Genomic DNA, 16,599 nt, shown 5'->3' on the forward strand with positions numbered 1-16,599 from the left:
ATTTTTATTTATTCTTTATTTGTGACAAATAAAATTCTGTTAACCATTTTGCATTTTCCTTGATATCAAAATGAGCAACTTTGATACTTTCAAACGTATTTTTTCTCTCGTATTTCTGTTGTAAAATTTGAGAAGCCCAATACTTGGCACCCCTATTCAACTCTATAAAATCAACCAATTTTGGAATAATAGCCACTTGTTTTGAAACCCCAGTTGATGTATATGTTTTTAAACCTGAAGACTGAGCTTCAATCATGGTCACTGATAAACCTTCATGAAATGAAGGAAATAACAATACATCCATACCTTGCATTAATTCGGGAATATCTGATCGAGTTCCATATAACTTTATATGATTCCCTAGGTTAAGATCTTTAATACGTTGCTTTACTTTCTCATATTCGCTTCCATTAGCTCCAATCAATACACACAAAATATCCTGACGTTTTTTTAGTATCTCACTAACTATATCTAGCAGGAATAGATGATTTTTTTGCTTATCGAAACGAGACACATTTCCTATAATAAATCGTTTATCCCACTGCTCTCTTGTCCTTATTTTATTTCGCTTATTTTCAGCATATTGGAATTTAGAAGCATCAACAGCATTTGCTTGAAAGATGGCATTTTTCGCCCTTTCTTTACCAAATAACCATATTGCAGAGGCTTCGGCACAAGTAAAGCAATGAGTTATATAAGGTCGCATTAATCTTTTTAAAACATTTCTAAAAGGCATTTTTAAATCCCAGCCTAATGGAGCGTTATGTGCATGTGCAGCAATAAAAGGAACGCCTTTTTTACTGGCTTCTTTATAAATCCAATACCCCAGCTCAGAACAATGTCCATGAATAATTCTGTAATCATTATGCTCCTCAAAAAACCTATGAACAGCCTGTTTATATGCAGATAGTGATTTTAATGAAATCCCCGGCAGTTTGAATATATTTCCTCCTAAAGTCTTTATCTCATTATCATAAGCACCTTCTTCTTCTCGGTGTACGAGAAAATCAAAAACTACTGTACTTCGATCAACATTTCGAAAATAGTTCATTACCATAGTTTCTGCACCACCACGATCCATTATGGTAAAAATCATCAATACGCGTATTGGGGAAATATTCATAATTATCGATTAATTATTTTCCTAATAACTATTAATAAAGCATATACTCCAATGGTAAGGTTTAGCTTACAGCAAAGAAAAAAGACATGCCAATGAAATGGCATATATTTTAATTGTAGATCAGATATTGCGTTCCTATATAGTTTTGAAGATAGGTAATTATTTAAAACTGAGAGTTTCTTTTTCAAAGGTTTAGAACTATTAAACTCATTTAATCCCACTCCAATAATACTCAAACTAATCCTACTGTTTAATGCTCGGTTGTATACCTTTTTATTGTTATCATCAGGTATAAATGCAGCCATTTTCTTAAATAATACACTCCATTGTTGCGCGAGTTCTTGTTTGTAACTTGAAGTTACTGAACTTGTATTGTCTTTCCGGTAATGATAATAATTCTCTTTTATATAGAAAGCTGAACTCGCTTTACCCATTGCTTCTAAATTAAACAAAGCATCTTCTGCTGTGCCAATTAACTTAAGACTAATAAACTCAATATCTTTAATAAGGGTTGTTCGGTATAGTTTGCCCCATACAGTAACCATTGAATCAGCGCTGCTAGGATCAACTAACTCTTCAGCGTATAACCCTATAACTCTACGTTGTAATTCATTATATAAACTCAGTTCAAAATACTTGCTATCTGAATACAAATGCTTTACTTCACATCTGTGTGCAAACTCTTTTTTATAACCCCAAAATACTAAATCAACCTTTTGTTGTATTGCAATATCCAAAGTTACCTCGCAAGTTTTGGAATCAATCCAATCATCACCATCTACAAATAGAACCCATTCTCCTTTAGCTTCTTTTATTCCTCTTGTTCGTGCTGCAGATACGCCTTGGTTTTTTTGATTAATTACAATTATACGATCATCTTTATTCGAATATTCCTCTAGAATTTTATCACTTCGGTCTGGAGATTCGTCATTAATACATATGATTTCAATATTTACGTAACTTTGACTTATTAAGCTATCAAGACATCTAGGAAGGTATTCCTCAATATTATATACTGGAACAATAATGCTAATTAGATATGTATGATCAAAAATCATCTTTACTCTTTTTATTTAGGTCAATTCCATTAATTATAACATCAGAATAGCTTAAACCCACCATATATAACATTTGTGTAAAATGTATAAATGTAAAATAGGATTAGTGCATGACTAATCATTTGCGATTGGTTAGCCCAAAAACGTTTTTTATAAAAGGGGTATATCAAAACGATAGGCATAATTATCCATGACAACATTGCAAAACGATTTGAAAAAGCAGCGCGAATCACAATCACCCAGAAACTATTACTTATAACATAAATATTATAAATCCATATATAAGTAGGATCTTTAAAGTTCCTTTTAAATATAAAATACGCCCCTAATATAATTGGCATCGAACTAAATAATAGAAAGTCCCACCTAAACCCTGTTTTTGAGAAAGAACTAGCATATTGATCAGCAGTATCCAGATAGCTAGCTAATCTATCATCTGCAATACCTAATGCAAGAAAAAGGTTAGCCACAGCATTACCAACAGTTAAAGAAGCAATTATTGATAAAAGCCAAGCCAGAATATAATATTTTGGGTTTTTAATAAACCAAGCTAAAATGCCCGATATTATAACAAGAATCGCTGAATTATGCGTAAAATAAGAAAAAGCGCACAGAAATATTACTACTAAAAGGTTTTTTTTATAGGACATTGCCCCCAGTAAAGCTGATATAGCTATACCTGTTCTTATAGCGTTTACTGTATTCGTAAAAAATATAAACATACTCATTGATACCAGTAATGGAACAAAGTAAAACTGTCCGAATAATCTTCTAGTGCATAACCAATAAAATCCTATATATAGGGAGGTGCAGAATAGAAAAAAGATATGAACAGAAAAGTCATTATTCGCAAACCACCACATTAAGCCATTAAAAACCCATTCTGTTCCACCATCTGAATCTGTTAATCCCATTTGTATCCTATCATAGGAAAGAGCATAATTAGATGTATCTCCAAAGTAATATCCAGATATTGGTCGTAACCCTATATAAAGTATTAAAATAATAGATATCAATATACCCCAAGGTACCTGTATTTTAATTAAAGTTCGATTTAACAAAACGCCTGCGTAACCCTGAACAACAGTTACAAGAACCATCAATAAAATTAAGTAGTTAAAAAGAGTTGTATATATACTTAGAGGTATAAAGTCAATCATTTTTCTCTATAAAATGTTTCCTTAAATAAAGATATAAACCTGTCGGAAGCAGTGATCTTAACTTCTTTTTCCATTTTACTGCAGGAGAAAACCAGGAACCGTCAAAATGGTGAATACAATATGTGTTTTCTGTTGTATGAACTTTCAAAGTTAACTGATCTTTTGGGCAGAAAAAATCTGTTGGGTAAAGGTGTAATATTCCATTACAAGTTTGAAATGTATTATTGGGTAAAAAACCATATTTATTCATCATCTCCGAAATTATGGTAACATTTGTGATAGGTTCAGGTGTTCCATCAGGCCTTAAATAGGGTCTATTCTTATAGTAGCTAAACATCTTTTCTGACCAAAAGCTTGCTTTTTCGCTCCCTATTAAACCTGTTTGTATCATTGTTTCTGATTCAAATCCTGCAAAAGCAGGGCAGTCTAAAAAACGATCAAATGACTTTAATACCTCAACATCTGTATCCATATAAATACCACCTTCTGTATACAAAGCATGTAATCTTACATAATCAGCTACAAAAGCATACTTTTTTTCTTTGTAAGCCTGTTGTGTCCACAAAGTTGAATTTACATCGAAATTATCTTCATTCCATAAGCGCAATTCATAATCTGGTAAGATCTTCTTCCAAGTGTCAATGCAATGCTTTGCCAAGGCATTCATCTCACCTCTACCAAACCAACAGTAATGAATAATTTTTGGTATCATATGAGCTAATTTCTAATTTTGATTATTTTAGCAGGATTACCAGCTACCACAGCATTATCTGGCACATCCCAAACAACTACAGCACCGGCTCCAATAATAACATTATCTCCAATTGTTATTCCGCCTATTACCGAAGCGTTGGCATGTATTTCCACATTATTACCTATAACCGGTTTTTTGCCATTCTTTTCACCAATAGTTACAAGGTGATTAATATACAAGCTACTTCCTATTGTCTCTGTATTAATGATAGTCGCATTGGGATGAGCCAATTTTACCCCTCCTTTTATATTCGAAAAATCACCAATAATAAAACTAGGATACGATGGGTAAAATATTCTTAAAATTTTTGAGGATATATTGTTCAAATGAAAGTAAAAAAAAGTTCTAAAATACCTATCGACTAATAGTTTATATATTAGTTCATTAAATTTACTTATTTTATTATTTAGATGCTTAGAAGAATTTGCATTTAGGTTTGGACTATTTATATTCTTTTTAACGGCCGGCAAGTATAATAGTAGATGAGGGAAAAAAAATAGTTGACCTAAGTAGTTAATAAATCTCATAAAATTAATGAATTAGGTTAGTACGCTTTCTGTGTTAAGACAAACAGTTATAAACTTTTTCTATTTCTTCAAAATTGCCATAATCAGTGCGACTGCAGTTCTCAACTAATTTTTCCTGTAATTTTTCATCCTCAATCAATTTTTTAATTGCTTCTGTAGCTCCTTTAATATCCATTGGAACTATAATTCCATCAAAGCCATCTGTTAATTGACTCTGTGATGTTGGAAAGTTAGTTATTGCAACTGGTTTAGAAAGCATTTGAGCTTCACGTACAGTGACAGCTTTACCTTCATAACGAGAAGGTTGTACGTAAATATTGCATGCCTTCATATAAGGGTAAGGATTAGTTTTTTTACCTAAAATTATAAAATGCTTCTGCATGCCTGTATCTTCAATCGCTTTTTCTATAGTTTCTTGATCTCCATAACCTATAGCATACCATTTTAAAGGTACACCCATTTTTATTAAGTGAGCACACATATACACGGCTCTATCAAATGCTTTTGCGTGAGAAAAACGACCAACTGTTAATAGAGTAACCTGTCCTCCTAGAGTAATAGTTTCTTCCATTGCTTGTTCTTTAACAAATTGCATAGACAACATATTCTCAATTACTAAGACTTTTTTTTGTAAGGAAGGAAACAATTTATCAAAAGCACCTTTAGAACTTTCTGAAATTGCAGCGATATAATCAAAACTAGACCATATTGGTAATTCAGCCTTTGCATCTATCGAAATGGTAGAATAATCCGTATGAATCCATGCCACCTTTTTTTTAGCATTTACTTTATCTTTTACAATATTGTGGGGGGTTAAAAAACTTATTGCCAAATCATACTCTTTATTGCTAATTTGTGGCATGTATTTCACCGTAGTATCTGCAATATATTGAAATATAGAATAACTCAAAGGATCTTCATCTAAATTCTTCGCTTTTAATTTGGCTTTTAATCTTCCAAATGCTACTTTAAAATATCCTTCCTTTAATATTTCAAAAATGGGTCGGGTAAGAGTAGTGTAGGCGTGTATCTCATTCAATAAGTTAGCGCTTGGATTTATATATTTCATTAATTCACCCGTATGATTGTGAATAAAAACATCTACTTCATAGTTATTATAGTTAATAGCATCCAAGAATCCAAGCAATGATCTTTCAACACCTCCTAAATGCATGTATTGGGTGGTTATAAAAATTTTCTTTTTCATTTATAATATTTTTAAAAATCATATGCGATATATTCTCTAAATGATATTTTTCAAGAATAAACGGTAAAAAACGAATAACAACTCTATGATTTTGTGATTAGGAGGTTAATGTTTTGTGTAAAAATAACTTGGAATTATCGATCAATGGTGTTAATAAAGAGTTTACTTCGGTATAGTTAATCTCATCAAGCTTTTTAGTCATTGCAGGAGCAGGGTCTAATCTATCGGATAGATTTAAAAATTCTAGTAAATTCTGCATTCTTGTATTTATTCCTTGTTCTCTTGAAATAACAATAAACTCTTTATTGTAAATTAATGAAAATGCAGCTCCATGAAAAGAGTTTGTTATAATTACATTAGCATCCCTAATTAGAGAAACAAATTCTGAAGGGCCGACAAAATTAAAAGCTTTATCTGCATAACTTAATTTAGCTTTTACAGAAAATATCTTTAAGTTCTGGCTTTTAGAAATTTCCAATGCAATCTGCTTGATTCTCTCATTCTCTTCAAAATCATATATTAAAATATAATCACAACCATAAGATTTTGTACCAATAGAGTTCCATTGTTTCGCATCGAGTAAAAAAACGGGATCTGAAACCCATGAAGCATCGCTAATCCCAAGCTCCCCTAATATTTTTAGTGCTCCCTTTTCACGTACTGATATGTGATCGAAATTTTGCAACATTTTTTTTACAAATGGTACATGTTCAGATATTACCGTTTCCGTTGCGAAACTTGCTGCATAAGAAATCTTCAAAGAATTCCCTAGTGCAAAATCCAAATAAAATGCTGCATCTCGACCATTTGGAAATAAACAATTCCATATCTGATCGCTACCTGCAATAAAAACATCTGCTTCTGGACAATCTTGTTTTAATTCTGTATTTGAACTATACCTTTTTGATGTAATTACCAAATGCTTTTTTCTAAAATTATCGAAATTAAACTTACCCTTTAAATCAATCAATCGGAACGGTAATTTCAATGCTAAATATATTAACCGTAATAACCAATTAGTATCCCATTTAGGGTGATTAACCTTCCATAGGTTATAGTGCTGACTTAAATAGGGTGGTTTATAATTTATAATCTCAACATTATGCCCGCTATCTATCAAATGTTTCTGCAAGGCATATGCCTGAAGTGATGCCCCATAGTTGTATACATCATGGCAGGTTATAGTTTTAATCTTCATTCATTATAATTTAAATACTCAAATTAATCTACGGAACTCTCTATCAATGCTCCCCTCGTGTGAGAAATAATTGTTATGCATTGGGTTATTCTATATTCGATATATTATACTAGAATACACAGCTTCGCCTCCCTAAATCACATTTTATATTTTAGTTTGACCTGAAATATTTGTGCGATTATATTAACTGTGATTTCCTTTTTTTTAAGTCAACACAATCTTTTTGCTCACAATGCATTGACTTTATATTCGTATACTGTAAATGTAATATTCAATTACTTATTTTGATTTTAATAATGATAAACACTTTGTTTTTTTTGTTTAAGTAGAAATTATTCACGACAAAAGGTAAACCCCCATTTGTATACTTCTGATAAACAGAAAATATTAGATGCTAGTACTCGTGTTGTGTTAGTTTTAAGTGGTTTTTTGCAATTTACTGGAATTCAAAATCAGATATTATCATATCACCCTTTTACTTTGTTAAGTTGTATATTTCTGTTTGTGAGTGTGTTGTAAGTGTGTTGGGTTGTTGTTTTATAGGATGTTTAATAAGCTATTTTATTTTTTTATGATTATAAAAAAAATAATCAATCACATTTAAAGTAGTAATACAGCATTGAAATAACTAGACCTCTAGTTTTTGTTATACTGGCTTGATGGGTGTTTTTTTGACCAAACATGTAACTTTTTTGACCAATACTCGTTATTTATTGATATATGAATGTTTGTAACGATTTGTAAGTCTGTAGTTAAGAGTGTTTATTATGATAAGGCGACTTGCCTTAGTATTTAATGAATGAGCTCTTCTTAGTAGCAGGATCGATACCAATAACATATTTGAATACAATTCTCAATTTAATATAAAACGACATGAAAAACACTTCTCTTTTTTGGATAGTAGCTTTTATCCTTATTAACGCATGCTCAATCGAGCAAATTATACCTGATGATGACATTTTGAATGATTCTTCAAATGAAAATTTAGGCGACGAGGATAACTTAGATGATATTGCATACACGCCTTGCGATTTCGATTTTAATACAGTAGAAATAAATGACACTTTAAACATCAAGTGCAGTCACGATTTAAAAGGTGAGGATATAATTATTCCATCTAGTGTTGTGATTAATTATTACAGTGGAGGTGAAATAACAAACGGAACCTTAATCTTTAATGAACAAGGACAAATAGATGGTCGTCTACTTAATTATGACCTAGAAGTGGAAGGTGATGCTAAGTTATTAAACACGACTTTTCAATTTAATAAAGATAATTGGCAGATTACAGAAGGAAGGGTTACTGACGAAGTTGCAATCTTCAATAAAAAATCAATACAGAAAGCTATTGATGATAGTAAGCGACTAGGTGCAAATACCTTTAATATAGGAAAACTGGATGCATATTTTAATGTCACTTATGACTATTATCGTAAGGCAGCAATTACATTGCATAATAATTTCACACTACAAATGAATGATGATACTAATATTAGAGTACAGCCTAATGGAAAGCCCAGGTATGTTCTTTTTCAAATTCGCGAAGTAGTAAATGTGAAAATATTAGGTGGTAATTTTTATGGAGACAGGGATGAACATGATTACTCTAGTACTAATAAATTAGACGGAGCATATACATGGGAAGATACACATGAAGGAGGTAATTTAGTAGGTATAACAGCCTCCCAAGATATTTTGGTTGAAGGATCAGTATTAGAATATTCTACGGGGGATGGACTAACCGTTGGGTGTCTTGGAACCTATACAAGTATAGGTAATGGGATGACATATACGCAGTCATCCGATATTACTATATCTAATTGTACATTTGATAGTAATAGAAGAAATGGGATTTCACCAGGTGATGGTGTACGTGTAACAATTGATAGTAATAAATTTCTTAATTCCGGAGTTGATACAGAAAATTCTAAAGGAATAGCCCCTAGGTGTGCAATTGATGTAGAGTCGTGGTGGGGACTAGACGATAATAAGAACCTTATACGTTATCATACTACTCAAGATTTTGTTATAAGCAACAACATTGAAAGGGGGGGGGCAAATATATCTTTTACTGTTGCAATAGGAGAGAATGTAACAATTGAAAATAATGATGTTCAACAAAGAATGGGCTTTAATACAGGTAGAAATATAACTATACGAAATAATAAAGTTGCCAGTCAAATTTTTATCGGCAATGGAGCTTACAGAACTTATCACGAAAACAATGAAGTTTATGGTAATACTATACAAAGTGATACAATAGGTGGTATTGGTATTTTTTTTCAAGCATTCAATGCAAAAGTTTACAACAACAAAATTATTGGTAAAACAACCGCCATGGCAATTAGAAATTGTGGTAATTCAGAGATCTACGATAACCACATCGAACTACCTAAGGACAGGTATGTTACTTACGGGATATATGCGTATGGTGCAGTGGCAAACAATCTAAAAGTATATAACAACAAGATTTTCAATTGTGCCTATATGCCAATTAGCTTTAGTGGAATAAACAATATTGAAGGTGGTGAAGATAAGTATGTGTTAATTTCTGATAACTTTTTAGATGGAATACAAATGAGTAAAAAAGAAGTAGAGAGGCATATTTATAATTCTAAAGGTATTATAGTAAATTAATGTAAGGATGGTATAGGGCTTAGAGTTGTACTATCGTATAAACTGTTTAACTGAAACTACTGAGTGTTTTCAACACTCGGTAGTTTATTTTAGGGATAATTAGAGCAGTGTTTGTTTGCTAATAAAGTTTAATCAATAAGCTCTTTAACCTTTAATAGTTCTGTTATGGCCGTAGTATTCTCTTCGCATTCTGTATTGGAAATTAAATAAGATCTCAACTCAAAATTTTCGATTAGATTTTTGATCCCTTCAAATACGGCCTTGCTATTCATTTCAACAATCAACCCATTCTTACCGTCAGATATTTGGTTAAATACCGATGAGAAATTAGTAGACACTATAGGTTTGTGTAATATCTTTGCTTCACTTACGGTTAGTCCAAATCCTTCGGATTTTGAGGTTTGAACATATAAATCAGATTCTCTTATAAAAGAATATGGATTCGGTTTTAATCCTAATAACACAAATTCGTTTTCCAAATCAAGGTCACTTACTAGCTTTTGCATTTCCTTCATTTTAGGTCCGTCCCCTATAGCATACCATCTAAAGGAATATCCAGCATTTTTTAATAGTAAAGCTGTATTTATTGCTATGTCATATCCTTTTTGCTCAACCATTCGGCCAATTGTTAAAATACGTAAACCTGCATAGTTATCGTTAAACCCTTTATCTAGAGACATTTTTTGAATTAGCTTAGGGTTTAGCATATCATACACAGTAACAAACTTCTCTGTAAATTCAGGGTAGTTTTTACTTAATTTAAGTTTTAACGAGTCAGATACGGCAATAATATTATTAAATTGCTTATAGAATTTTTTATTAAACTCTGGTTTATAACCAGCATTATCAATATCTGCATTAATCCAGGCTATTTTTTTAGTAGCACTAATCTTTTCTGCCACAAAATAGGTAGGGAAACCTTGTTGGTAAGCAATTGCGATATCGTAGTGTTTACGTTCCTTATCAACACATTTATTAATAGAATTCCATAATACCTCAGCTCCATGAATTTTTCCTTTTTGTTTTCTAACTTGGCTTGACAGTTTAATCCTTGATATAATTTGGCTTAATGAAAGACGTTTAAAAATTGCTTTGTACGACATATCTCCCAAAAAACCGGTAGGGCTTATCAAATTAATACCATCAGGTAAATAAGCTTCAAAAACTCCTCCTCTTTTTAAAAGTAATACATCAATATTATAATTTGAAATGTCGATTAAATTCAGGATGGATACAAAACTTCTTTCTGCCCCACCACAACTTAACGAATCAATAACCCATAATATAGTTTTCTTTTTTTCTATTGTCATTAAATTGAAGTTTTTAGGTTTTGTTAATATTGATTAGATGCTACTTAAAACTCACCTAAACCTGAGCTAAGACAATGCGCGTCGTAAGAGTGATTTCTCTTCAATATTCATAATAAAAAAATAAAATGCCATACTATAAATTATAGTATATATAGCTATTGTTATTCCTAAATTAGTCCAGGTAAAAGATATACTCAGATAATTAAGTATATAGTTTCCACTTATAACTAGAAATAGTAATAATAGGGTTTGTTTAAAATAAACCTTGGAATAAAAAAGTAAGATTTTAAAACCAAAAACATATCGAAAATACAAATTGCTAATTATTACATTCATAAACATAGCGGCTGTGAGTGGATATATCATACCCTTAATTCCGAATTTTTTTGATAATACTAAACCAATTAAGACTCCAATTATAATTGTCGCTAAATTTGCTAGCGCTTTGAAACGAATTTTGTTCTGCGCTTCAAGTATCGAATGGCCAAAACTTTGAGACAAAGGAATTGTTGTTACTAACATTACTAAAAAAGCAACTAACCATGATTCTCTGTATCCATCTCCCACCCACAAATGAATAAATGTCTCACCAAATAAATAAAACCCGCTTAGTATTAATAATGAAATTCCATTACACAACCTCCCGACTTTTATTATTATCAAGGTTAATTCGTTAGGACTTTTATCTTGTACAACCATTTGGTTTGCTTTTGGTAATAATAACGTATTTATTGCACCTGCAAATGCGCCATAATATGTTCCCAACATTATTCCTACTGCATAAACTGCCACAGTCACTGTATTTACATTAATACCTAAAACTAATTGACCTGCATTCCATTGAAACGATTGTGTTATGGCAATTATAAATATCCATATCGAATAATTGAATATAGGTATTATTGTGCTGAATCGAATATTTGAAAATACAACTCTAATTTTGATGTTTCTTTTTGTATATAAAAACAACGTAGTTATACCTATGATATTCAATATGGTATCTAGGATAACTAGGGATATTGCTTTTCCTCCTAATTTCAGAACAGCAACAACTGTTATTGCCCGTACTAAATAGCGAACGAAATTAATCACTCTTGGAAATACGAAATGTTCGTAAGCATTGCAAATAGCAGTAAAAGATCCCCCCGGCAAAGAAATGGCAATATTAAATACTAATATTAGGTACATTACTTTTGCCTTCTTAATTTGATCTATAGATAATGATTCGCTAAAAATTGTCTCTATGTTAAAGTATAAAATCAGACCTATCATGGTGACCAATAACGAAATTGCACCATATATAACATATATACGTCCTAAAAACTTCTTCTCTTCTTCTCGATCTTTTTCAGCTCTATATTTTGATACAAAACGAACAATAGTATTGTTCAACCCTAGATCCATTAATGTAAGGTAGGCTACAAATGAACCAATTAAAGTATATAATCCATACTCTGAATCACCCAAAGACCGGATAATAAAAGGAGTTAAAATTAACCCTATACAGTTTACAACTATAATATTTAGGTAAGAGAGTGCGGCACCTACTTTTAATTGATTAATGCTTTTTAATTTGCGTATCATTTCGCTATAGTAACTGAAGAATCTATTTACTTATTTTTCAAATTAATTTAGATTAACTCTTAGTACATATAGAAAATAGTTATAATTAAAGACTAAAAGAGGTTAATCAATTTTGAATCTACACAAAAAAAAGTTCTCCGAGTTTTGAACTTGATTAATCTGTTATATTTTTATACCAATGATATGCTAACTATGCTAAAATTAATCTCTAAAATTAATTCTTCAGAATAGAAGATAAGATACGATTCTTAATCGTAGTCTATACTCCTAGTATCATTCTTGATTTTTGTCCTAAAATTTTTTTGGAAAGTTTCAGTATCCACACATTTATGAAAAGAAGCATTGTTGCGTATAACAAAACTACCGGAATAATTAGAGGACTATAATTTTCACTAATAAGAAACTCAACTAGGTAAATTTTAAAATTGTAAAAAAAATAGTTGATAAATAGGTGAGTGAAATATATACCAAAACTTAACTTGGCTAGTTCATCAAACAAATATAACCGACTATTTTCAAAGTTTCTAAAAGCTAAAAGCACCAAAACGGTAATTGATATTTTCTGAATATAAAATAAACCTTCTTGAATGCTGAAAATACCATAACGATCAATAACGTTTAACTTGTACTGTAATATTAAAAAGAGTGTAGAAACAATTGCCACAACTACAAATAAGTACTTTAGTTTATTTATAACCTCAAGAACTTTGTTATAATCCATCGAAGTATATATTCCCAATAAGTATACAGGACCAAAATATAAAAATTGCCATACACTTACCTGTGCGCCAGTTCTCGTGCCCAATAAGGGTAGTATAAATATTAGAGGTGCTAAATATTTAAAAACTTTATTAGGTATTAATAATATATATGGACTTACCAAATACACTAACATAATAAAGGGGATATACCAATATTGAATCTGAGCAGTTCCAAAAACTATAGATATTAACCACGTTTTAAAAAAATCTACATAACCTAAATTTTCAATGTCATAAAAATGATTAACTATAACTACTAAAGAAGAAATTATAACATAAGGAATAAATACAAACTTAATTTTGCTGTAGTAATATTTCTTCATGTTAAAACCATCAGATAGATAATGAAATAAAAAACCAGATATAAATAAGAAATAGATTGTTGCTCCATGAAAAATAACCTCCATGAATGCTACATAATCGCTATGATGTATGCCTAATATTGACTTATCACGAATGAAAGCTAGATGTACAAAAGCAATATTAATAATCGCAAATCCACGAAAAAAATGAATGTGTTTTAAGTATTTTTTCTTATTGGAAACTTTTGAAGGTATATTCTCACATTTCATCAGGTTAACTTTTTAAATAATAAACTTACCAATCATGACTTAAAAAATACCTTATTACAATGCGTTATTATTTTTGTACTAAATCAGCCTTGACTAAACAACTTATATCCTAAGCTATTGAAAAATATTATAGTGCATCAACTTACTTGATTAATGAATTATATTTTTATACAAAGAACCAAGAGGTGCATATTAAAGTAAATTAAGAACTACAATACTAATTGATAAATTATTTGATTTCATGGCATCTAGGTCTATCTGGTTTATTATCAAAACAAGAAAGTATTATAAAACTTTCTTCAGTTCTGTATAATCTTTTAGTAGTTTATAGCATTTAATGGAAAATATGATTGCGCTTAGGCTTCTGATTACAGATGGTGAAGCCATCATTATACGATAAAACTCTAAAACAAGTGGTAAAAAAGTTTATATCAAATAATACGAGTAATAAAAATTTAATTAATCTATTCATTGGATATGCAGATCATAGTGTAAGCTGTAATTTATGTAAGGCTTATGATTACTTATGTCTCATTATAGTTGAAGTATAAAAACCTTGTTCTTTCTTAATTCAGAAGTATCTTTTTTTATTAGTTTACCATTATCAGAGCTTCAAGTATTTTAATATATAATTCGTCATAAAATCAAGTATCGCACCGAAAAAAAGATGAAATTTGATTTAGTTAATTGAATAATTAAAACTCTTAAGCTTAATGAAATCGTTTTTACTTAATATATTTAATGATAGAATTGTATCACCTTGGTGGATACTTTTGATTGATTTAGTTATAGCTATTAATGCTTTTGTAATTGCATTTACGCTAAGATTGGGTACTCGTTTAGATACAGTACCTGTTTCTGATTTGTTTCTGGTTGCAGCTTGGGTTGTTCTTATTTACCTCATTTCATTTTTCGTATTTCGTTCCTATAAAGGTGTAATTAGGCATAGTAGTTATAATGAATTAAAGATTCTGGTAATCTCCTGCTTCTCAGCTTTTGTTTGTTTAAGCTTTGTTAATTTGATAGTTAAAGGGTTTAATTTGCCATGGATTAAGGTTCCTAATCTGATTTTGGTAATACATTTTTTATTAACAGCAATTTTAACCTTTGTTTTTAGAGTTGTTGTAAAAGAAACCTATTCTTTATTAACAAAAAAAAGAAAGACCAAAAATATATACATATACGGAGCTGGAGTAATGGGGCAAATTACTTTAGAAGCTATCACAAGTGATAAAGAAAATCAATATAATATTGTTGGTTTTATAGATGATGATCCTTCTAAGAAAGGTGTGATTTTACAATCTATACCTGTGGTTAGTTGGGAAAAAGCTTTAAAATCAGCTGAAGTAAAAGAGATTGAAGAAATAATATTAGCCATTAATAATATTGATGTTCAACGTAAATATGATATCACAGATGAATGTTTACGTCGCAATTGGAAATTGAAGGTAATGCCTTCTGTTGGTAATTGGGTTAATGGAATTTCTAATAATAGGCAAATTAGGGATATTAGGATTGAAGATATTTTGGGTCGTGAGGAAATTAAACTAGATCAACTTAAAATTATGGACGGCCTAGAGGGAAAGGTTGTTATGGTAACAGGTGCTGCTGGTTCAATAGGGTCTGAGATTGTAAGGCAATTGTTGAAATTTCCTGTAAAGAAAATATTATTAGTGGATGTTGCGGAGTCACCCTTATACGATCTTCAACAAGAGTTATTGCTAAGTCATTATGATATTCCATTTGAAACAATATTAGTTAGTGTCACTAACGAGAAGAGAATGGAGGAAGTTTTTTTACAATTTCAGCCTAATCTTATTTTTAATGCTGCTGCTTATAAGCACGTGCCATTATTAGAAAAATTTCCTTATGAAGCCATTCGAGTTAATATTGGCGGTACTCGTATTTTAGCAAGACTAGCAGTTAAATATGGAATCGAAAAATTTGTGATGATTTCAACTGATAAGGCTGTTAATCCAACGAATGTTATGGGCGCTTCCAAAAGAATATGTGAGATATTTATTCAATCACTTTCACAAAAAAAAGGTATTAAAACTTCCTTCATAACAACTAGGTTTGGCAATGTACTAGGTTCTAATGGTTCAGTAGTACCATTGTTTAAAAAACAGATAGATAGGGGAGGACCCGTTACTGTTACTCATCCAGATATAACACGTTATTTTATGACAATTCCTGAAGCATGTCAGCTTGTGTTAGAAGCCGGTTTTATGGGTAAAGGAGGTGAAATTTTTGTATTTGATATGGGAGAACCTGTTAAAATTAAAAATCTTGCTGAGGAAATGATTCGTTTAGCAGGATTAAAGGTAGGTCAAGATATTGAAATTAAATATACCGGTTTAAGACCAGGAGAGAAACTCACTGAGGAATTATTGGCATCAAAAGAGAATACATTACCTACTCATCATGATAAAATAATGATTGGACAAGTAAGAGATCATGACTTTAAGCAAGTAAATGAGAGTATTAATAATTTAGTTCAACTTTTATCCGAAGAGACAACAGAAAATCTCGTAATAAGAATGAAGGAATTGGTTCCCGAGTTCATTTCTAATAATAGTATTTATTCGGAATTAGATAAGAAAGAGGTTCTTATATAGTATATAGTTTTTTTATTTAAAAGATCATTTGTAATTTTCTTAGCCTTTTGATTAAGTAATGCTTTGCATGGATTAAAATCTTAGGAAGTA

The 16,599-nt window shown here is 30.7% G+C and carries 12 protein-coding genes; 2 read left to right on the plus strand and 10 right to left on the minus strand.

The genetic code is table 11. The features are described from left to right. Positions 1–4: 4 nt before the first annotated feature. From QMO11_RS01035 to QMO11_RS01065, 7 genes are all read right to left on the minus strand, one after another. Positions 5–1,096, minus strand: coding sequence for a glycosyltransferase (locus tag QMO11_RS01035; protein ID WP_282035623.1), 1,092 nt, complete (start codon positions 1,094–1,096; stop codon positions 5–7). 29 nt (positions 1,097–1,125) lie between these two features. Beyond that, positions 1,126–2,181, minus strand: coding sequence for a glycosyltransferase family 2 protein (locus QMO11_RS01040; RefSeq protein ID WP_282035624.1), 1,056 nt, complete (start codon positions 2,179–2,181; stop codon positions 1,126–1,128). A 41-nt stretch (positions 2,182–2,222) separates the two neighbouring features. Further along, positions 2,223–3,341 (minus strand): EpsG family protein, encoded by a 1,119-nt coding sequence (locus QMO11_RS01045; RefSeq protein ID WP_282035625.1) that lies wholly within the window; start codon positions 3,339–3,341, stop codon positions 2,223–2,225. Then, positions 3,334–4,053 carry a glycosyltransferase family 32 protein gene (locus tag QMO11_RS01050; RefSeq protein WP_282035626.1) on the minus strand — a complete coding sequence of 240 codons (720 nt, stop codon included), beginning with the start codon at positions 4,051–4,053 and terminating at the stop codon, positions 3,334–3,336. Before QMO11_RS01050 ends, QMO11_RS01045 begins: the two co-directional genes overlap by 8 nt. Before the next feature lie 5 nt (positions 4,054–4,058). After that, positions 4,059–4,622: an LbetaH domain-containing protein gene (locus QMO11_RS01055; RefSeq protein ID WP_282035627.1), complete on the minus strand. Its 564-nt coding sequence runs from the start codon at positions 4,620–4,622 to the stop codon at positions 4,059–4,061. Positions 4,623–4,656: 34 nt separating this feature from the next. After that, positions 4,657–5,829, minus strand: coding sequence for a glycosyltransferase (locus QMO11_RS01060; protein ID WP_282035628.1), 1,173 nt, complete (start codon positions 5,827–5,829; stop codon positions 4,657–4,659). A gap of 97 nt (positions 5,830–5,926) precedes the next feature. Further along, positions 5,927–7,027 carry a polysaccharide pyruvyl transferase family protein gene (locus tag QMO11_RS01065; RefSeq protein WP_282035629.1) on the minus strand — a complete coding sequence of 367 codons (1,101 nt, stop codon included), beginning with the start codon at positions 7,025–7,027 and terminating at the stop codon, positions 5,927–5,929. 873 nt (positions 7,028–7,900) lie between these two features. On the opposite strand from QMO11_RS01065, the gene QMO11_RS01070 reads away from it, so the two are divergent. Next, positions 7,901–9,664, plus strand: coding sequence for a right-handed parallel beta-helix repeat-containing protein (locus QMO11_RS01070; RefSeq protein WP_282035630.1), 1,764 nt, complete (start codon positions 7,901–7,903; stop codon positions 9,662–9,664). 128 nt (positions 9,665–9,792) lie between these two features. Here the strand turns inward: QMO11_RS01070 and QMO11_RS01075 are convergent, their stop codons facing one another. The 3 genes from QMO11_RS01075 to QMO11_RS01085 all read right to left on the minus strand — a co-directional run bounded on the left by QMO11_RS01075 (position 9,793) and on the right by QMO11_RS01085 (position 13,891). Then, the gene (locus tag QMO11_RS01075; RefSeq protein WP_282035631.1) at positions 9,793–10,974 is read right to left on the minus strand and encodes a glycosyltransferase; all 1,182 of its coding nucleotides are present in this window, start codon (positions 10,972–10,974) and stop codon (positions 9,793–9,795) included. 66 nt (positions 10,975–11,040) lie between these two features. Continuing rightward, positions 11,041–12,558, minus strand: coding sequence for an oligosaccharide flippase family protein (locus QMO11_RS01080; RefSeq protein WP_282035632.1), 1,518 nt, complete (start codon positions 12,556–12,558; stop codon positions 11,041–11,043). A 259-nt stretch (positions 12,559–12,817) separates the two neighbouring features. Next, entirely contained in the window at positions 12,818–13,891 is a 1,074-nt protein-coding gene (locus QMO11_RS01085; protein WP_282035633.1) for an acyltransferase family protein, read from the minus strand. Positions 13,892–14,604: 713 nt separating this feature from the next. Between QMO11_RS01085 and QMO11_RS01090 the strand changes: the two genes are divergently transcribed. Then, positions 14,605–16,509: a polysaccharide biosynthesis protein gene (locus tag QMO11_RS01090; protein WP_282035634.1), complete on the plus strand. Its 1,905-nt coding sequence runs from the start codon at positions 14,605–14,607 to the stop codon at positions 16,507–16,509. The last annotated feature ends 90 nt before the right edge of the window (positions 16,510–16,599 follow it).

It is taken from the genome of Saccharicrinis aurantiacus, assembly GCF_947489045.1.
GTDB classification, from domain to species: Bacteria; Bacteroidota; Bacteroidia; order Bacteroidales; family Marinilabiliaceae; genus Saccharicrinis; species Saccharicrinis aurantiacus.